Origin of the sequence: Propionispira arboris (assembly GCF_900109225.1) — a bacterium.
In the GTDB taxonomy this organism is placed as follows: Bacteria; Bacillota; Negativicutes; order Selenomonadales; family Selenomonadaceae; genus Propionispira; species Propionispira arboris.
Window position 1 is genome coordinate 139,333 of sequence record NZ_FNZK01000005.1, and the last position, 19,734, is coordinate 159,066.

Genomic DNA, 19,734 nt, shown 5'->3' on the forward strand with positions numbered 1-19,734 from the left:
GTGTCCTATATAGGGGGAGCATATCAATATCACGTGTGGCAGTCTCTTTTCTTGGTATCATGAAAGATATTCGTAACATGCGAGAAAGTGTTATACTATCAGAATTGGTGATACTTATTTAAGGAGAAATAAATATGGATGATTTTATTAAAATTGGAATAAAGGAAATATTCTAGTGAATATTTTCATGCCAGCGAAAAAGTCCTTGCATATCAGAAGCAAATCAAAAATGCACATTGCCCTTGGATTTGGAGAAAACTTTGGAACAACTTGATGATGAATATAATTATATGATTCTGAGCGGAATGGATGTATATTATTGACAAGGTTTTTCTGATGCAGTCCGGTTGATTATGGAGACAATGAGTTGGCCCCCAACGCGGAGTTAAAAGGAACGTGCACCCTGGTGATTTTAAAAATCGCTTGGGTGTTTCTTTTTGCTTATTTGCTGTATTTTTTCACTTCACGGAAGGTGATTTTTTTAAGTTAGGGCTCTCTCATAAACGGGATATGCGGAAGTATGTCAAACAGATATTTCAAATATTTGTATTCGTTTATTTTATTAGCCTTCACATTTCTAAGGAACAATGGGGGCGTGTTTTTTTTCGTTAATAAAGATACTATAAGAAAAAAAATCCGGTCTGGTGGGAAGATGAGTTGGCTTCACAATCGGAACTGAAATGCAAAAAATACACTGGATAGAATCGAAAAGACACAAGCCCAAAACACAGTCGGCTCCGTACAGGGATATAACGAATCCGCTTTCTGAATTTCAGTATAGAAGATTCATTATAATCGTGTTCAGAAAATGTTTTAATTTATGGTACCATTATAGATTCAGCACACAGCATCATTGAGACTCTCCTTTAAGTAAATTTTAATAGTGTATAACATTTCCGCTATTTTTGATTTTATGGATGATGGGGAGTGCTTCTTTGCTTTGGAAAAAGCGCCAAGTTGTTTCTGGTACAAGGTTCTTTAATACATTTATAGCGTCATCCTGGAGTGCTTTTCTTACGATAGAAGCGCTGATAATGTTGCCTTTTGCTTTTTTTCGAGGAATCACAATACAGTCAATTCCTGCTTGAGGTAGTTTTTCGTGCATAATTTGATTATAAATTCCGGTAACTTGACTTAATGGTTCCTCCCCTATGTAACGACAATGGATGCCTAATACAGATGATATTTTTTTAAAAATCTCCAAATCGAGTTCAGCCTGACTGCTTATGACAGCGACTTCATCCTTTTGAAAATAACTGGGGAAAGTGGCATTGCTGACAATGTAAGGCCCGCTGTCGTGATAAATAATATTGTGCAGATGGGAAGTTCCTTCTATGACAAGTTTCTTTCGGATGGAAAAAGGAATCAAACTAGCATCTTCACTCACTATAAAGAGATGTAGAATATCATTTTCTGATGCGGCTCTTTCTACAAGGTGCAGATGACCTAGAGTAAAAGGATTGGCATTCAAGACAATTGCTGCGATTTTACTTTGCTCAGAAACCAGAGAATTTTGCTTCTTATCGGAAAGTGCATGTAGATAATCAGCGAAGCCATTACGTCGGTTTTCCATAAAGACCACTTGATCTTCTATGCGGATAATTTCATAAAAGCCTAAGTCATCAAAAAACTTGGCGGTATTACATTTTGTATAGAGAAATAAATGACAATTACCGCGAGCATATTCGAATTCAACGAGATGAGTGATCATTTTATTTAGAAGTCCTTCACTTTGATGGGTATTACTTACAGCGAGGCAACGCAGGGTATTACCAAAACAACTGCCTGTAGCAATGATTTTCATATCATCATCATAAATTCCGCAAATGTAATCAAGATTTTTATCACGGTGGATACCTTCTTCTTCTAGCAACAAATCGATTTGCTGAAGGCTTGCTTTATCTGATAAATAAATTTTAGAAACATTATAGTCAAACATAAGGAAATCCCTCCTGTGAATTTTTGATTAAATCAATAAAAGCTTTGACCTGTGGCAGAGCAAGAATTTGACTTGAATACATGATGTAGGTTGAGCGAATAAGGGGTTCTCCGTTTGCAAAGAAAAGTTGATGTACGCAGCCGCTGAAATTTTTTAGGCAAATTTCCGGTACAATTGCCCATCCTAGTCCCCGGCGTACCATTTCTACGCAGGTGATAATATTGTCGACATAAATGCCATGTTCTTCAGGTCGAATGTTATTTTCATGCATCCATTGAGCCAATTCCCTTTCAAAGTCCGCATCAGTTTTCCGACCAATGTAAGGAATTTCGGTTAAAGACGTATTTTCATTTTGCTGGTTGCAAATGGCGCAAATTTTCTCTCTGCTTAATAAAATTTTTTCGCCTTTCCAATCATTGTATTCACCTCGCAAAATAGCAACATCGATGATGCCATTTTGCAATTGCAGATAAAGGTTGCGACTTTGATCCGTAGTAATGCACGTATTTACGTGAGGATATTTTCCCCGATAAGAAACCAAAAAGTCAGGAAGGCAAAAAAGAGCATAATTGATGGAAACACCGGCGTTTAATGTTCCACATATGTAATTTCGGTTCGCGTCGATAGATTTGCGCATAAGTGCTAATTGTTTGGCTGCTTCAGAAGTGTGCTTTAGAACAGCTTCGCCAACTGCAGTGAAGTGTATGCCTTGGCGCGAACGCAACATGAGAGATACTCCGAGTTCTCGCTCAATGACTCGAATACGTTTTGATAGGGATGATTGTGAAATATATAAAATATCTGCAGCCTGAGTAATATTTCTGGTCTTGTTTAATGTAGTCAGTAATTTAAAGTCACGTTCGTCCATTTTTTCCCTTTCTAAGCTTTTACGACATGCAAAACAATTTCTAAAATAAAATATAATTGTCCATTCTAATTTTGACTAGTTTGTATCTTCATTATATCCATAGCATAAGAAAATGCAAAGAATAATTCCATTCTATTTTAGAATAGAATTATAAGAAAAATAGGAATTTTACAAATAATATAAATTTTTGTTTAATTTAAGTAATGACATATACTTTGTAGAAAATTTAATATAAGGGAGCGACGTAATTATGGAAATTCAGAAGCCTGGCATTGCTGGAACTTTAGAATCTAGTGATGTACAAGTCAGTGTTGAACCACTTGCTCATGGAATAGAATTGAGCATTGAGAGTAGTGTTATGAATCAATATGGGCGCCAGATAAAAGCAACTGTTTTAAAAACATTGGAACGGCTTGGAGTTAAAAATGGCAAGATCGTTGTAATCGATAAAGGCGCGTTAGAATGTACGCTGAATGCCCGCGTTGAATGTGCTGTATTTAGAAGTGCTGGAGCTTCCGAGAAAAATATTCCTTGGGGAGGTATTGTAAAATGATAACACGGCCTAAACCTCAAAAAAATCGTCTTCGTCGGACAATGATGTTCATGAATGCACAAAAACCAGGCTTGATTAAGGATGCATATATTTATGGTAGTGATAGTATTATTTTGGATTTGGAGGATGCAGTTGCTGAAAATCAAAAAGATGCGGCGAGATTTTCGCTGTATCATACACTTAAAACAATTGATTATGGTGATACAGAAGTTATCGTGAGGATCAATGGACTCGATACACCGCATTGGCAGGAGGATATCCGTTGTGTCGTTGCTGGAGGTGCCGATGGTATCCGCATTGCGAAATGCGAAAGTGCAAAGGATGTAAAAACTGTTGAAGAGCATGCACTTGCGGCAGAACGAGAATTCGGTGTAGAAGAGGGTAGGACACTGATTATGGCTGCGTTAGAAAGTCCAAAGGGCATTATGAATGCATATGAAATCGTTACGGCATCGCCGAGAATGTTTGGTTGTGCAATTTCTGGCGGAGATTTCAGAAAGAGTATGCATGTACAGATTGTCAAAGGAGGTATTGAAATGCTGGCGGCCAGAGGGCAGATGTTGCTTGCAGCTCGTGCTGCTGGTGTGCAATGCTTTGATACGATGTATCCTAACATCGATGATATGGAAGGTTTTAAAGCAGAAGTGTCGCAAAACAGAGAAATGGGTTTTGACGGAAAAAGTGTCGTTAATCCAAAACAAATCCAGTTTGTTCACGAGACGTTTGCACCGACTAAGAAAGAAATCGCCTATGCAGAAAAACTTATTCGTTCCTTTAATGAACAGGTGGATGCTGGTGTCGGTGTTTACACTGTAGACGGAAAAATGGTAGATATTCCATTTTTTGAAGATGCAAAACGAATTTTAGCGCTGGCAAGAGCATGCGGCGTCTACGATGGTGACTTATAAAAGGAGGTTAAAAGCAATGATAAATGCAGTTGGTAGAGAAATTCCAGATGAACTTCTAAAAGATGGGAAAGAGGTTTATCAGGGGAAATTTTATATGAATGGAAAATATGTCAAGAAAGATTCACCGCGGACAAAACGCTATGAAACACCACAGGAAAGTAAAGTTTGTAAAAATATCCGCGAAGCATCCGAAAAATGCGGCGCTCATGACGGTATGACTTTTTCATTCCATTCAGATTTTCGTAACGGTGATTATGTGGCAAGTATGGTTGCAAAAGTTCTCGTTGAAGACATGGGCTTAAAGGATCTTACTATTGCAGCTACTTCTTTGGGAAGTGCTCAAGATCTTATTGCAGATTATATTACGAAAGGTAAAATTGTCGGTATACAGACTTCTGGCGTTCGAGGACGTATTGGTGAAGTGGTTTCCGCAGGAAAACTTAAAACACCTGCGATTATCCGGAGCCATGGTGGACGACCACGCGCAATCGAAGCTGGTGAAGTACATATTGATATCGCTTTCTTAGCAGCATCCAGTGCCGATTGCTATGGCAATGCCAAAGGTACTGGCGGTAAAAATAATTGCGGTTCGTTGGGCTTTGCTGTTCCTGATTCGCATTATGCAGATCATGTTGTAGTCATCACAGATACACTCTTGGATTTTCCAAGCCTTCCGGCAACAATTTCTTCCATTGATGTTGACTGCGTATGTGTTGTGAATTCTGTTGGTGATCCCGCAAAGATTGCTTCCCTGGAAGCTCGGATGACAGACAATCCTCGTGAATTGATGATGGCTGAGAATGTTGCTGGTATTATTGCTGCAACTCCATATTTTAAAACGGGGTATTCCTTCCAAACGGGTGTTGGCGGTCCTTCGCTGGCAGTTACTCGTTTTTTGGAAAAACATATGGTGGAAAAAAATATCACTATGGGATTTGCTCTTGGCGGAATGAGCAGCGCGATTTGCAAATTACAGGATAAAGGTTTGGTGAAACAACTTCTTGATACACAGGATTTTGATAAGGGTGCTATTGAACACCTCGCAGCACATCCTGATCATCATGAAATTTGTACGAGTCAGTATGCAAATCCTGCCAATAAGGGTGCCTATGTAAATAAACTGGATTTTGTTGTTCTAGCAGCATTGGAAATAGATACACATTTTAACGTTAATGTTATTACAGGCTCGGATGGTGTTTTACGTGGTGCTCCGGGAGGACATCCTGATACAGCGGCTGGTAGTAAATGTTGCATTATTGTTACACCACTTGTTCGTGGACGTATGGCTACTGTCTGCAAAGATGTAGTTACTGTTACTACGCCCGGCGATTGTGTCGATGTGCTGGTCACTGATTATGGCATAGCAGTAAATCCGCTGCGTTCTGATTTGATGGAGTGTTTGGATAAAGCAGGGATCTCTTATGTAACAATTGAGTCACTTCAGGAAAAAGCGTATAGTCTTGTCGGAACGCCAGATGATTTAGAATGGGAAGATCAAGTAATTGCCATTGTAGAAGCTAGAGATGGTACAATTCTTGACGTAGTACGTAGAATAAAGCCCTTGCAGCTGGATTAATTTCAAGTTAAAACATGAATAGGTTGCCTTTTGTGTTTTTAAAATAATTGGTAGAACGATTATAAGCACAGAAGGCATTTTTCACAAGCTCTGGGAGGAGTACAGATTGTTTGCCAGTCAATTTGCGTCACGGCCAGGCGTGATGTTTTTCCGTACTATGAGATTCATCTCAATATCGTTAAACGCGTATCTGTTGGGGAAGAAGCGATAAGTGCGTCTGGAGTCCGTGACATGATTCAACGGGATGACGGGGATAGAATACAGAAAATGGTGCCGCCAACAACTTTTAAGTATTTGGCTTCATTTGCAACAAGAAAATATTGAAAATTAAAAAAATAATCAAGTCACTAACTTTATACAAAGGGAGAGCAAGTTGATGGATTTATGGGAGTCGGTGCCGGAGGTTGTCGAAAAAATTGGGACAATTGCGCTAGAGGCCATGCTGATGGAGGCTGCATGCGCTCCTGCCCCTGGTTTGGTTGATCGGTTTAATTCGGGTGCTCATAATGATATGGATATTTTTACATTCATTAAAAGCAGCAGCGCATTAGGGCCAGCGATGTATCGCTGTGCGCTGGCTGGCTGGAAACATACTGGCTCGGATAAAGTTTTGCTGCCAATTTTGCGCTCTATTGGACAGAAGGCGGAAATGGCGATGTTTGAGGCCACTGCTGGTGTTAATACACAAAAAGGCCTATTGTTTTTACTGGGCATTATGGCGGCAGCCGCCGCAAGGAGTATCAGGCAGGGTGATAAAGGTTGCATAATTGAGGCGACGCTGCAGAGGGTAGTTAACATATGCAGCGGTATCGTCGAAGGCGATCTGGGCTCATTAGATCACTCTTTGCCGGACCGAAAGCTTACAGCTGGGGAAAAATTGTATTTGAATCATGGGGCCACCGGTATCCGCGGCGAAATTGCCGCAGGTTTGCCGGTAATTAAAACGCAGGGATTGCCTTGCCTTACCGCAGCTTTACTAGGAGGTCTTACCATCAATGATGCCTTAATACATGCGTTGATTGGTATCATGAGTGAAACTCAGGATACCACAATCTTAAACCGACATGGTATACACACTCTGCTAGCAGTGCAACAATCAGCCAAGGCTATTATGGCGGCGGGAGGCATGTTGACGGAAGAAGGGCGCAGGCGAATTACTGAGCTGGACGGGGAATATTCAAATAAGAGAATCAGTCCGGGGGGATCCGCAGATTTAGTAGCGGGGACCTATTTTATAGATCGTATAAAATTTACTTTTTAATGCAATCTAATAACTTTTCGCGCAGTAGTGTGCGATGAAGATGGGTTATGAGCTAACAAGAATAGTAGCTGGAGGTATTTTGTATGAATGTAGATAGCCAAAAGAAATGTATATATGCCTATGTCGGTCGCCGTACGACCAAGGAACGAAATGCCAGGGGGCTGGGGATAAATGTTTATTGTGTTGATTCGGTAACCGGAATGTTGCTTTTTATTGCAATACTGTCACTGAAGGGAGATTTATTATGTTGACGTTATTGGGCCTTCTTATGGTTGTTACTTTCATGTATTTAATTATGTCAAAACGGATGACAGGTTTTGCGGCTTTGATCCTTATCCCGATACTGTTTGCATGCTTTGGTGGTTTTGCGTCCCAAATAGGCGTTATGATGATGAATGGCGTTAAGACGATTGCGCCGACGGCCATTATGATGATGTTTGCTGTAATATATTTTGGGGTCATGGTGGATGTTGGCTTATTTGATTTACTTATTATTAAAATATTACAAAAGGTTAACGGTGATCCGCTAAAGGTGGTTATGGGGACGGCAGTTTTGTCAATGATTGCTTCTTTGGAAGGGGAAGGAGCAGTGTCGTTTATGATTACCTGCACGGCTATGCTGCCACTTTATAGACGGTTAAATATGGATCCTGTCATACTGGCAGTAATAGGAGCCATGGTTGCCGCTATAAAGAATATGTTTCCATGGGCAGCGCCTACGGCCAGGGTATTAGCTGCTTTGAAGCTGGATGCTTCAGTTATTTTCAACCCTTTATTACTTGTGATAGTTTGTGGTATAATTTGGTTACTGGTTACAGTATACTTTCTTGGAAAACAAGAAAGGGTCAGATTGGGAGTTTTGCATATTGAAGAATCTACGATAAACCAGATTGCCGCAGAAGTTGTTTCAAAGAACCCTGAGTTTAAGCGTCCTAAATTATTTTGGATTAATTTAATCATGACGTTGACGTTGATGGGGTTGTTATTGATTGAAAAGCAGATTGGCGTGCCAATTGCCATCATCTTTATGGTTGGTTCAGCTTTGGCGTTGATTGTCAACTTTCCGAACATTAAAGAACAACAGGGACGCCTGCTTGCGCATGCTAAGGAAGCCTTGCAGGTTACTAGCGTGGTTTTTGCCGCCGGGATATTCATGGGAATTTTGTCGGATACCAAAATGACGGATGCTATAGCAAAATACTTTGTGGGCATCATACCTGCCGATTTAGGTTCACATATGACGATGATCACAGCAATCATTAGTGCACCGCTTTCCTTTTTGTTATCAAATGACGCTTTCTATTTTGGCGTACTGCCAGTGCTTAATAATATGGCTGCTACTTATGGTATTAGTTCGGCAGAAATTGGACGAGCCTCACTCTTGGGAACCCCTATCCACATGTTAAGCCCGCTGGTGGCATCACTATGGTTGTTGATAGGTATGTGTGACATAAACTTTGGTGAATTGCAAAAAAAAGGTATTTTATGGATGACGGGATTGATGGTTGTAAACATAGTGGTAGCTTTAGTGACGGGGTCTATTACCTTATAACGAAATGATCCATGCGTATTTACCTGCTAAAAAACCGGAAAATTCAGATTACTATTTAGTTGGAAAGTAGGAGAGATATAGGATAAATATGAAAGTAACAAGAGGAACAATGGGGATGTGTATTTTTTGTTAATAAAAGGTGATACTATAAGAAAAAGAAGCTGGTCTGATGGGGAGATGAGTTGGCTTCACAATCAGACCTGAAATGCAAAAAATATACTGGATAGAATCGAAAAGACACAGGTCCAAAATACAGTCGGCTCCGTACAGGGGTATAATGAATCTGCTGTCTTGATTTATGGTACAATTAAAAGCTGACAAGAAAGATCTATCCCTATTGACCATGCTGCGTGATGCGGTATGTTTGATTTATAATAATAGGGCGACCTGTTCTGGAATACGATGCTGAGGGCCAGCAGGAAAATCTGCATAGCTGGAATTCCCTTGATTTTGTTGGCATTGGCGGTGTGCAAGATTTTGGCGATACGATACTGTTGAAAAAACTGCATTGATTTCACCGAAAGGCATTTCGTCTGATGGTTGTCTTGTGTTATACTTTTCATAGCATGAGCCTCAATTTGTATGGTTTTATTTCGCAATTTTATTATACAAATATGGTTGTGGTTCATGCTATTTTTATTGTCATAAATATTGAATTTTCAGGGCTCATAGGCGATTATTTATCTGCAAAGTTTGAGTTATAAACAAAAGGCTGTTAACTTTAAAAAGTTGCCAAAGGTAAACATTTAAGTATTGACTGAAGTGAAGTTAAGGACTATAATTTGATTGAAGTCAGTCAAAATGAGGAGAATGAATGCTATGCCTAGGGTGTCAAAAGATCCACAAGTACGAATGGAAGAAATTCTTGATGCTGCAGAAAATTTGTTTTATACAAGAGGTTATCACGAAACTGCAGTTAGTGATATTGTTAAAAAAATAGGAGTAGCTCAAGGAACGTTCTATTATTATTTTGAATCTAAAGAAGCGGCCTTAGAAGGTGTTATAAACCGTCATGTATTGAGTATTCAATCAAGAATTGAAGCAATCGCCAATTCGGATATAATACCGCCGCGTAAAATTGAACAAGTAGTATATACAACGTTCAATAATCTTCGTCACGGGGAGGGGTGGATGTTCGATTTTCTCTATAACGATCAATATTTACATATTGTAGATAAGCTTCTCCGCCATGGTAGGGAAATGTTTGCACCGTCACTCATAAAGATTATCGAAGAAGGAAACAAAACGGGGTATTTTAAAGTGTCCTATCCTACAGAAATGATGGTTTTTGTATCAGCGATACTACAGTGCTTATATCATTCGCTTTATCAAAAACTTTCTAAAGAACAACTAGTATGCAGGTTTGATATAGCTGGCAAATTGATTGAAAATGCATTGGGTCTAGCTGAAGGTACATTGCACCTTATGGTATGAGAAAGTGGGGATTGATTATATGTGAACCTGTATTTGAAAGGCTTTATGAGTGTGTCCTGCGTGGTTATGAAGTGAATGAACTCATAAGAAACAAGGATTTTGACGTGTTAAAAGAAAAAAATGAAGATTAGTTTTAAAAGGGGGTTGTAAGGATGCAATCGGGCAGGCTGCAGAACCACTTTTGCAGGGAAAAAAATCAAAGCCGATTATATCGATGAGATTATTCGCGGTGTTGAGGAAATTGGACCGTATATCGTACTTACGAAGCATGTGGCTTTGAAAAGTGCCATAGGTATTGTTACTTTGAAAACACCTGTGGCTTTTGGTAATAAGAATAATGATCCGGTAAAGTATAGGTTTTGTCTGAGTGCTAAGGACAGTGGTGCGAGGATTTTTATAAATTACTCGATGAAACTCGGACAGCGCAAGAGGTAATTCATGTAAAGAACAGTAGTAGTATTTTCCCCTTTCTGACATTATGCTGATGTATAAATTTATGGGCAGGCAACCTACTACTGGAACGATATTCCAATAGGTTGTTTATCAGATAAGCGTAATTCAATATTATAAGTATTTTTTTCTTTTTGACTGACTTAAATCAGTCAATTGAAAAAAGAGAGATTTATGCGGCTTAAATCTAGAAAAAAGTTAGATTCTTATATTATAAATGGGGTGTTTTTGATATTCAGGGATTGTTCAAGTGGGTATCTCTAAAAGCAAGCGATGCAATGTCTCAAAGTTTTCCAAGGCGTAATAATATATTTTTCAATAGGTTCCAATGGAACAGATTGTCACTATTACATCGATGCAAAGGTGGTTTTTACTGCCACGCAGAAGGTATCTTGATTCTAAGGTCAGCTGGTCTGGGCTGACTCAGGACATTAACTCAAAGGCCAAGTGGTTTTACAAAGACAATACAAGGAAAGAAGGGGTATATATGCCATTGAACCCAATATTTACAGATTTACTAAAAACCGATTTTGACAATCTATATTGTCTCGGAATTGACAAACTGAGGGAATGGTATGACAACAGCTGGGATGACTTTCAAGGGGATGTGGAGGCAGTTCGTTTCGTAGAAAAACGTATGGTTAAAACTTCTGTAAGAGATACACCGATTAGAGTCTATTATCCGATGAATTCAGGACCTTATCCTGTATTTGTCTGGATTCATGGAGGCGGTTTCGTCCTTGGCAACATTGATGTTTATGATTCGATATGTCGCAAGATTACCAATCATGTTCAATGCGCGGTAATCTCCATTGACTATGGTCTATCGCCGGAATATAAATTTCCGGAACCTCTTAAAGAATGTTATCAGGTTATAAAATGGATATATGAGAGTGCCCAAGTTTTAAATATAAATCCTGATAAAATTGCTGTCGGTGGAGATAGTGCCGGAGGAACCCTAAGTGCTGCGATATGTCAACTAGCAAGAGATAGGAGAGAATTCCCGCTTGTTTACCAAGTGCAGATTAATGCGATGTATGATTTACTTGGCTTAACCAAACCGGCATCAAGGGTAGAGAACGCTGAGGGGTACAGACTCACTACAAAAGCCATCGAAGGTTTTTTTGTTCAACAGTATTTGAGAGAGCTAAGCGATGCAAGCCAACCTCTAGCCTCACCTTTGCTTGCCGATAGTTTGGCAGGTGTTCCTAATGCCTGTATAATAACGTCAGAATTTGATCCACTACGAGACGAAGGCGAATATTATGCCAAGCGTTTATCCGAAGCTGGTATTGAGGTATGCCTTAGACGTTTTGACGGAATTATTCACGGATTCTTCAACATGCAGCGATTATTGCCGGAAGCACGAGACGCACTCGCCTTAGTATGTGCAAAACTCAGCGAAGTATTTCGCAAATGAGGGCAGACTGGATTCAACTCAATATTAAGTGTGATTGAAAATACAATTCTATTAGGAGGCGTGAAATTATGTTGGAAACAGGAATAATTGATGTGCATCATCATATTATCCCGAGAAAGTATGTCGAAGCGTTGGCAAAAAAGGGTATAGGAGCGGCTTTAGGAATGCCGTTCCCTCAGTGGGATATTGAAACAACACTTGAACTTATGGACGTAAACGGTATTGCGACGGCGATAGTCTCAATCTCGGCACCAGGGGTTTATTTTAACACATTGCCGGATGCTGCGGTAGTGGCTTGTGATTTGGCCAGGCAAGTGAATGAGATAGCAGCACAATTGGTAGCTGATCATCCAAACCGATTTGGAGCTTTTGCGACGCTGCCATTGCCAGATACGGAAGCTGCTCTGAAAGAGATTGAATATGCCCTCGATACGTTAAAACTCGACGGGATCGTTCTACTAACAAATTATGATGGTTGCTATTTGGGTGATTCAAAGTTTGACGAAGTGCTTTTCGAATTGAATCGTCGCAATGCGGTAGTCTTTATTCATCCAGATACACCTCCGGAATTTGACAAAATTAAAATCGGTTTGCCAGCGTACGCGTTTGATGTATGTTTTGACACAACAAGAGCTGCCTATTCGTTGATATTGAGTGGAATGATGGAGAAATATTCTAGTATTCGCTTTATTTTGGCGCATGCGGGCGGTACGGTTCCGTATTTGGCATCACGAGTTCGTCTTATAAACTTAGCTTTGCCTGAAATTGCTAAGAAGATGCCTAACGGGCTAGAGTATTATCTTAAGAAATTCTACTATGATACGGCGTTATCGGCGTATCCTGCTACTTTTTCCTGCCTAAAGGAGGTTCTGGAGACAACACAGATAGTATTTGGCAGTGATTATGTTTTTGCTCCGGCTCCAGGTATACCAATAACGATTCAAGGAATAAGAGAATATAAAGGCTTTGATAAAGAAATGGTTGGCGCTATCGAAAGAGGCAATGCTATGAGGTTGTTTCCTCGATTGAAAAGGGAATAAAGTGTTTTTTAATAGCAAAAAAGTAATGTAATCAATATATATTTTGTAGATGAAAAGATATTATGCTGGTGCGTGTATAGACTCGTCTTCGGATTAGTCTATACATGTATATAAGGGGGACATTGTCTTAATCTATGGTTCCATTATAGTTATTTACAAACTTAATGTTGTATCATCCTTTGCTGTTTAAGTTGGCTGTGTATTGGATGTAATGGAGAAGGGGGGCTTATTCTCATATTCCAGAATACTTGAATTTGTTAGACAATGGTTGACAGAATATCAGACACAAGATGCTAATTTAACAGTTCTGATAGTGGCGAAGTAGATGGGAGGGTTAGAGGTCACCTAACTTTAATCTAGTTGCCGGATATCCCTGCGAGCAGGAATATGTTCGATATGTGTTTTTTGAATAAGGACGTAAAAAACACCAAATTAGAAATGTATGGAGGAGAAAACAATGCCTAATGAGGCGACTAACGGGATTCAGATTGAATATGATACTTTCGGTAATAGATCTTTTCCAGCTTTACTATTAATCGCCGGCAATGGTGCCCAATTACTCTTCTGGGATGCTGAGTTCTGCGAATTATTAGCGAAAACTGGGCTTTTTATTATTCGCTTTGACAATCGCGATGCTGGTCTTTCAAGCAAATTTGATGAAGCCGGAATCCCAGATATTATGGCCGCAATCAAAGCCGCTATGGAAGGTAAGAAAATTGTAGCGGCGTATTCCCTGGATGACATGGCAGAAGACTGTGTGGGGTTACTGGACGCTTTACACATTGAAAAAGCCCATATTTGCGGTGCTTCGATGGGCGGCATGATAGCCCAGGTTCTTGCTTATCGGTATCCACAGCGTGTTTTGAGCCTGACTTCCGTCATGTCAAATACAGGAAATCCAAATCTTCCGCAGGGACAGCCGGAAGCGATAACCGCTGTTCTTGTGCCGTCGCCAACGGAGCGTAAAGCATATATTGAACACAATATGAATGTATGGCGAAAAATTTGGAGTCCTGGTTTTCCATTTGAAGAAAATAGGGTTTGGACATACCTGGAAAAGAGTTATGACCGCTCCTATTATCCACAGGGAATGGCACGTCAAAATATGGCTATTCTTTCCAGTGGCGATAGAACATCATCGCTTTCGTCCATTAAAGTCCCAACACTCGTCATACACGGGTCCGGTGATCCTTTGATTCCAGTCGAAGCGGGGAAGGATACAGCGAGGGTAATTCCAGGGGCAAATTTATTGATCATTTATGGTATGGGGCATGATATCCCAACAGGGGCCTGGCCGGAAATAGTAACCGCTATTTCCCGTCATATACAAAATGTAACATAACCCATATTTGCTTGAGATTTCAATATTTTGGGGCTGCTTTGCGGTTACTTAAAGTATGGGATAAATAGTAGATATAAATGGTTGTTTACTAAAGTTTTCGATATTCTTATCGGGATAATATTAAATACCCTTAGTTATTACCTGGGTAACGACTGCGGCCTTCTCAGTTTAATGGATGTGAAAAATAGGAGGGAAAAAACGAATAAATGTTAAGAGAGCAAAATATGCATTGATTGACAAATTTTTAAAAAAAGTGTATCTTTATTTCATAATGCTTGTACTGCTGTTGTCTTTTCAGTACAGAAAATAAAGAGGGTGATTTATTTGCGTGATCAAATTCTTATGGCAGCTGCGGAAGAAATGAAAAATCGTGGGGTAAAATTTACTATGAGCGATTTAGCAAAACGTCTTAGCCTCAGCAAGACTTCGCTATATGAACATTTCTCATCAAAGCGTGAACTGGTACATGATATCTTATTTGCTGCCATTCAAGATACTAAACAACAGGAAACAGAAATCTACAACAGTAAGGAACTATCTCCTTTGGAAAAAATCAAAGCTTTATTGGAGGTGTCACCTCGGATTTTTGGACCGATAAACAACTACAGTATTTATGATGATCTTTGCCATTATTATCCTGAAGAGTGGAAAATGGTGTTGGGTTTTATCGATAAACAGTCTGATCGGTTGGCTTTGTTTGTCATTCATGGTATAGAAGTGCACGCTATCCGCAAAGTAAATGTGCCTGTGCTCAAACATCTGATAGCCAGTGTGATCGATGCGTTTCTCAGTCAGCGCTTCCTGGAGCAAAATAATATGACCAATGCTGATGCTCTAGCTGCAATGGCAGATATTATCGTATATGGTTTAAACCCATCAAAAAAATAATTTTCCCCTGCACCAAATTTTAAATCGCACGTAAGTGCGATTTAAAATTATCGTTAAATACTGTCTGTACCGTAAAAATCATATCAGTACAGATTTTAAAAAATTGCGATTATCCTGAAAACAATTAGAGTTTTTAGTGCATAGTATTGCTTAAATTGAAGAAAACTACAGTTTATACAAATAATGAATTGAGAGGACGCGTGATATTGTGAAGATATGGAATCGGATAACTAGGTTTTCTAAAACAAGATTCTATTACGGAGTTGTAACAGCTATGTTAATTATATGCATTGTCATAGCTTCCCTTTGGTATTTGCATCAAAAACCAAAGGCTGTTGTCGAAGAACCAACAAACGTCCAGACGACAGTGATTCGCAGTAATGCAACCAAGTCAGAATATACATATTCTGGGGAAGTCCGCGGGCGGTATGAGAGTCAGCTCGCTTTCCAGGTGAGCGGTAAGATCATTCGAAGAAATGTGGAAGTAGGGAGTACGGTCAATGCTGGTGATGTACTGATGGAGATCGATCCCAAGGATATCCAACAGACGGTCAACAGTACTTTGGCCCAAGTATCTTCTGCTGAATCACAAGTTCATTTGGCGGAAAGTAATTTGAGGCGATATAGTCAACTATATGAAGAAGGTGCTGTCGCACAAATGACCTATGAACAGTATCGTAACGCGTATGAAGTAGCTCTGGCTGCATCGCAGCAGGCTTCGGCTCAATATGCTCAAGGGAGCAATCAATTGGGCTACAGCCTTTTATATGCCGATAAGTCGGGCGTTATCTCGGCAATCAAGGCAGAAATCGGGCAAATCGTCAGCAATGGACAGACTGTGATCACTATCGTACAGGATGGTGATCGCGAAGTAGAAATCAGTATCCCGGAAAACCGCATTAAGGATTTGCAACTGGGACAGGAGCTGAGTGTAACCTTCTGGGCTCTCCCTAATACGATGGTGATCGGGAAGGTACGAGAAATAGCACCTATGGCCGATCCGGCGACCCGTACATATAACGTGAGGGTCAGCTTGCCAAATCCTCCTCCAGAAATAAAATTGGGGATGACCGCCACGGTCGCCTTGGCAGGTAGCAGCAACGTTGCGGATTCCATTGACATTCCGTTGACTTCAGTATACCAAAATGGTGATACCCCAAGCGTCTGGGTGGTCGATGGTGATATAGTCATCTTGAAGCCGGTAAAGCTGGGGCAGATGAACGATAAGATGATCCAGGTGCTAGACGGTTTGCAACAGGGCGAACGGATCGTGGCAAACGGGGTACATAAGCTCAGGCAAGGGCAGACCGTAAAAGTTGGTGATGATTCTTTATGAAAAAGTTCAATCTCACCGAATGGGCCTTGAACCATAAGCAGTTCATTTATTTCTTCATTGCCCTTCTGTTTTCCGCGGGCGCATTTTCCTACATGCACCTGGGGCGGATGGAAGACCCTGACTTCACGATAAAGCAAATGGTAGTCAGTGTTGCCTGGCCGGGCGCGACTGCCCAGCAAATAGAGGAACAGGTAACAGATAAAATTGAGAAGAAATTGCAGGATCTGCCTGGTCTCGATTATCTCAAGAGCTATTCTGCGCCAGGTCAGACCTTGATCTATGTCAATTTGAAGGATCAGGTCCCTAAGAAGGATGTCAGGGGCAAATGGGTAGAAGCACGTAATATGGTAAATGATATCAAAGGGACACTACCGCAAGGAGTGTCAGAACCTATGTTTAATGATCATTTCGATGATGTGTATGGCGTTATGTACGCACTGACGGGCGATGAGTACAGCTATGAGGATATGCGTCAAAGGGCGGAAAAGATCCGTCGCATCCTGTTAGGTGTACCAAGTGTCAGTAAGGTACAGATGATCGGAGTGCAGAGCGAAAAAGTATATATCGAGATAGAGAACAGCAAATTGGCACAGCTTGGGATGAGCCCTTCACTGATCACTTCGACTTTACAGGCACAAAATGCTATGGCAGCAGCCGGAATGCTGGAAACCTCGTCAGACAATATTTATTTGCGAATTTCTGGGATGTTTGACGATCTTGAGGATATCAGAAATACGCCAATCCAGGCGAATGGCAACACCTTCCGTTTGGGAGATATCGCCAAGGTAACGCGAGGATATACCGAACCTTCTGATCCTAAATTTTTCTATAATGGACAGCCAGCCATCGGGATTTCGTTGTCGATGGAACCAGGCGGAAATATCCTCACTTTAGGGGAAAACCTCAAACAGGCTATTGCGCATATACAGAAAGAATTGCCGGCTGGTCTTGATATTACGCAAACGATCAACCAACCAGAAATCGTAAAGGACTCGATAAATGAATTCATTGAATCCTTAGTCGAGGCGGTATTGATCGTCCTGGTTGTTAGCTTCATCAGTCTGGGACTCCGCTCTGGTCTCATCGTAGCTTGTTGTATCCCACTCGTTATTGCGGCGGTCTTTACAGCGATGAATCTTTTGCAGATTGATTTGCAGCGGACTTCCTTGGGAGCGCTTATCATCGCACTGGGGCTGTTGGTGGATGATGCGATCATTACAATAGAGACTATGGTCGTAAAACTCGAAGAAGGGTGGACCCGGTTCGATGCTGCCTGCTTTGCTTATACTTCGACGGCATATCCTCGCCTGACTGGGGAATTGGTGACATGTGCAGGTTTCATCCCAATTGCTTTTTCCCAAGGGTCGGCATCCGAATATTGTGTGACACTTTTTTATGTAGTGACCTTGGCTCTGCTCATTTCTTGGATCGTAGCCGGAACGGTTACGCCGTTGTTCGGTTATTTGTTTATCAAGGTCAAACAGACAAAAGAAAATGAGGAACCCAGAAAAAGCATGTATGATACCAGATTCTATCGCAAATTTAAAAAAATCTTGGTATTTTGTTTGATGCATCGCAAGACCGTATTACTTGGCACTGTTGCCTGCTTCATTATGTCTATTGGACTGTTGTCCAGCATCAAGCAAGAATTTTTCCCGTTGTCTACACGTCCTGAATTGATTGTCCAATTGAAATTGGAAGAAGGAGCATCTCTGAAGGACACGGAGGCAGTAGCGACTCGTTTCGCACAAGAGCTAAATGAGAATCAACAAGTCTCTTATTATACCTATCATCTTGGCGAGGGGGCACCACGTTTTGTCTTGAGTTTCGATCCGACCTTTCCGAAAAGCAATTTTGCCGAGTTCGTCATCATTGCACCGGATGCGGTTGCTCGTGATGCACTGCGTACGCAGCTTGAACAGCTTTTGAACGAAAAATTTAGCAATGTTTCAGAACATACCAAGGTAGTCGAGATTGGTATGCCATCAGATTATCCCATCATGCTTCGTGTCAAGGGCTATGATCATGACAAGGTTCGTGAAATAGCAGAGAAAGTACGTGATACCATGGCAGCTACGCCTGGAGCTAAAAATGTCTCGCTCAATTGGGATGAAAAAAGCAAAGAGCTCCATCTCACTATCGATCAAGACAAGGCCAGAGCTTTAGGAATCAGTTCCCAGGATTTAGCATCTTCATTGCAGACCCAATTATCCGGTGCCACTGTTGCAGAATTCCGTAAGGATGATAGGACCGTCAGCATGGTTGTCCGTTTCGACCAGCAAGAGAGAAATGATCCAGCTTATTTGAAGAACTTGAATATCTATTTAGGAAATGGCAAGTATGTGCCACTCGAACAGATTGCTAAGATTAGCTATGGTGCTGAGGAAGGCTTGATTTATCGTCGCGATTTGAAACCAACAATCATCGTACAAGCAGAGACCCGGAAAGGTTTCACTGGAGACGATGTCGTCCAAAAGGTATATGATCAGCTGGCGAACTATCAAGCTAACTTACCCTTTGGCTATAGCCTCGAATTCGATGGAGCCAAGGAAGACAGCATGAAAGCTCTCAAATTTCTTGTAGAGCCCGTTCCATTCATGATCATTATGATCATGATCCTGCTAATGGTTCAGTTGCAGAATATAGCAAAAATGGTCCTGACATTGCTTACGGCGCCCTTGGGCATAATAGGTGTGTCTGTCGGGCTTTTCCTTACGAACAGCCCGTTGGGGTTCGTTGTTCAATTGGGCATACTGGCTTTGGCGGGCATCATCATGCGCAATTCCGTTATGTTAATGGATCAGATCCAGCAACAATTGGATACAGGGGTGTCCATGTGGGAATCCATCATCGATGCGACAGTAATTCGGCTACGACCAATCCTGTTGACAGCGACTGCTGCAATATTGGGGATGCTGCCTTTATTCCCAAGTGTTTTTTGGGGTCCGATGGCAATCGCAATAGCCAGTGGATTGTTTGGAGCCACGATACTTACTCTCATTGTCTTACCAGTTATGTATGCCGCTTGGTACAAGGTTCAGCCCTCGCAGATAAAATCAATGCCATCTGCCGTCGATATTGAAAATCCCGAGGAAATATGAACTGAATTCTGTAATCGTTAGGCAATGGGCTATCGTCCCCGCTTCTGTAGGTGCAAACATGATACA

General features: G+C 40.9%; 18 protein-coding genes. 15 read left to right on the forward strand and 3 right to left on the reverse strand.

What is annotated here, in order from left to right; genetic code table 11:
- Positions 1-877 precede the first annotated feature (877 nt).
- Entirely contained in the window at positions 878-1,939 is a 1,062-nt protein-coding gene (gene citC / locus BMY14_RS06700) for a [citrate (pro-3S)-lyase] ligase (protein WP_091830325.1), read from the reverse strand.
- Positions 1,932-2,807 (reverse strand): LysR family transcriptional regulator, encoded by an 876-nt coding sequence (locus BMY14_RS06705; RefSeq protein ID WP_091830327.1) that lies wholly within the window; start codon positions 2,805-2,807, stop codon positions 1,932-1,934. The genes citC and BMY14_RS06705 overlap by 8 nt, the downstream gene beginning before the upstream one ends.
- A 250-nt stretch (positions 2,808-3,057) precedes the next feature.
- Here BMY14_RS06705 and citD point away from each other — a divergent pair, with 250 nt between their 5' ends.
- The 7 genes from citD (at position 3,058) to BMY14_RS06735 (ending at position 8,657) form a co-directional block, all read left to right on the forward strand.
- Entirely contained in the window at positions 3,058-3,360 is a 303-nt protein-coding gene (gene citD, locus BMY14_RS06710; protein ID WP_091830329.1) for a citrate lyase acyl carrier protein, read from the forward strand.
- On the forward strand, positions 3,357-4,268 hold the full coding sequence (locus BMY14_RS06715; protein WP_091830332.1) for an aldolase/citrate lyase family protein: 912 nt from the start codon (positions 3,357-3,359) through the stop codon (positions 4,266-4,268). The genes citD and BMY14_RS06715 overlap by 4 nt, the downstream gene beginning before the upstream one ends.
- Positions 4,269-4,284: 16 nt before the next feature.
- Positions 4,285-5,844, forward strand: a complete 1,560-nt coding sequence (gene citF / locus BMY14_RS06720; protein ID WP_091830334.1) for a citrate lyase subunit alpha — start codon at positions 4,285-4,287, stop codon at positions 5,842-5,844.
- A 120-nt stretch (positions 5,845-5,964) separates the two neighbouring features.
- On the forward strand, positions 5,965-6,168 hold the full coding sequence (locus tag BMY14_RS21175; protein WP_425438917.1) for a nucleotidyl transferase family protein: 204 nt from the start codon (positions 5,965-5,967) through the stop codon (positions 6,166-6,168).
- A gap of 52 nt (positions 6,169-6,220) precedes the next feature.
- On the forward strand, positions 6,221-7,105 hold the full coding sequence (locus tag BMY14_RS06730; RefSeq protein ID WP_091830338.1) for a triphosphoribosyl-dephospho-CoA synthase: 885 nt from the start codon (positions 6,221-6,223) through the stop codon (positions 7,103-7,105).
- Between the two features lie 83 nt (positions 7,106-7,188).
- Positions 7,189-7,356, forward strand: a complete 168-nt coding sequence (locus BMY14_RS20490) for a hypothetical protein (RefSeq protein ID WP_177177497.1) — start codon at positions 7,189-7,191, stop codon at positions 7,354-7,356.
- The gene (locus tag BMY14_RS06735) at positions 7,350-8,657 is read left to right on the forward strand and encodes a CitMHS family transporter (protein WP_091830340.1); all 1,308 of its coding nucleotides are present in this window, start codon (positions 7,350-7,352) and stop codon (positions 8,655-8,657) included. Before BMY14_RS20490 ends, BMY14_RS06735 begins: the two co-directional genes overlap by 7 nt.
- Positions 8,658-8,953: 296 nt before the next feature.
- Here the strand turns inward: BMY14_RS06735 and BMY14_RS06740 are convergent, their stop codons facing one another.
- The gene (locus BMY14_RS06740) at positions 8,954-9,220 is read right to left on the reverse strand and encodes a hypothetical protein (protein WP_091830342.1); all 267 of its coding nucleotides are present in this window, start codon (positions 9,218-9,220) and stop codon (positions 8,954-8,956) included.
- A 256-nt stretch (positions 9,221-9,476) separates the two neighbouring features.
- Between BMY14_RS06740 and BMY14_RS06745 the strand changes: the two genes are divergently transcribed.
- The 8 genes from BMY14_RS06745 (at position 9,477) to BMY14_RS06780 (ending at position 19,668) form a co-directional block, all read left to right on the forward strand.
- Complete coding sequence (locus BMY14_RS06745) at positions 9,477-10,091, forward strand: TetR/AcrR family transcriptional regulator (RefSeq protein WP_177177506.1); 615 nt, start codon at positions 9,477-9,479, stop codon at positions 10,089-10,091.
- Positions 10,092-10,343: 252 nt separating this feature from the next.
- Positions 10,344-10,526: a PTS sugar transporter subunit IIA gene (locus tag BMY14_RS20825; protein WP_245741309.1), complete on the forward strand. Its 183-nt coding sequence runs from the start codon at positions 10,344-10,346 to the stop codon at positions 10,524-10,526.
- Between the two features lie 502 nt (positions 10,527-11,028).
- Entirely contained in the window at positions 11,029-11,961 is a 933-nt protein-coding gene (locus BMY14_RS06755) for an alpha/beta hydrolase (RefSeq protein ID WP_091830346.1), read from the forward strand.
- A gap of 68 nt (positions 11,962-12,029) precedes the next feature.
- Positions 12,030-13,001 (forward strand): amidohydrolase family protein, encoded by a 972-nt coding sequence (locus tag BMY14_RS06760; RefSeq protein ID WP_091830347.1) that lies wholly within the window; start codon positions 12,030-12,032, stop codon positions 12,999-13,001.
- Between the two features lie 457 nt (positions 13,002-13,458).
- The gene (locus BMY14_RS06765; RefSeq protein WP_091830349.1) at positions 13,459-14,343 is read left to right on the forward strand and encodes an alpha/beta fold hydrolase; all 885 of its coding nucleotides are present in this window, start codon (positions 13,459-13,461) and stop codon (positions 14,341-14,343) included.
- A gap of 324 nt (positions 14,344-14,667) precedes the next feature.
- Positions 14,668-15,231, forward strand: a complete 564-nt coding sequence (locus BMY14_RS06770) for a TetR/AcrR family transcriptional regulator (protein WP_091830351.1) — start codon at positions 14,668-14,670, stop codon at positions 15,229-15,231.
- Between the two features lie 274 nt (positions 15,232-15,505).
- Positions 15,506-16,567, forward strand: a complete 1,062-nt coding sequence (locus BMY14_RS06775) for an efflux RND transporter periplasmic adaptor subunit (RefSeq protein ID WP_091830353.1) — start codon at positions 15,506-15,508, stop codon at positions 16,565-16,567.
- Positions 16,564-19,668: an efflux RND transporter permease subunit gene (locus BMY14_RS06780; RefSeq protein ID WP_091830355.1), complete on the forward strand. Its 3,105-nt coding sequence runs from the start codon at positions 16,564-16,566 to the stop codon at positions 19,666-19,668. Before BMY14_RS06775 ends, BMY14_RS06780 begins: the two co-directional genes overlap by 4 nt.
- Positions 19,669-19,734: the final 66 nt, after the last annotated feature.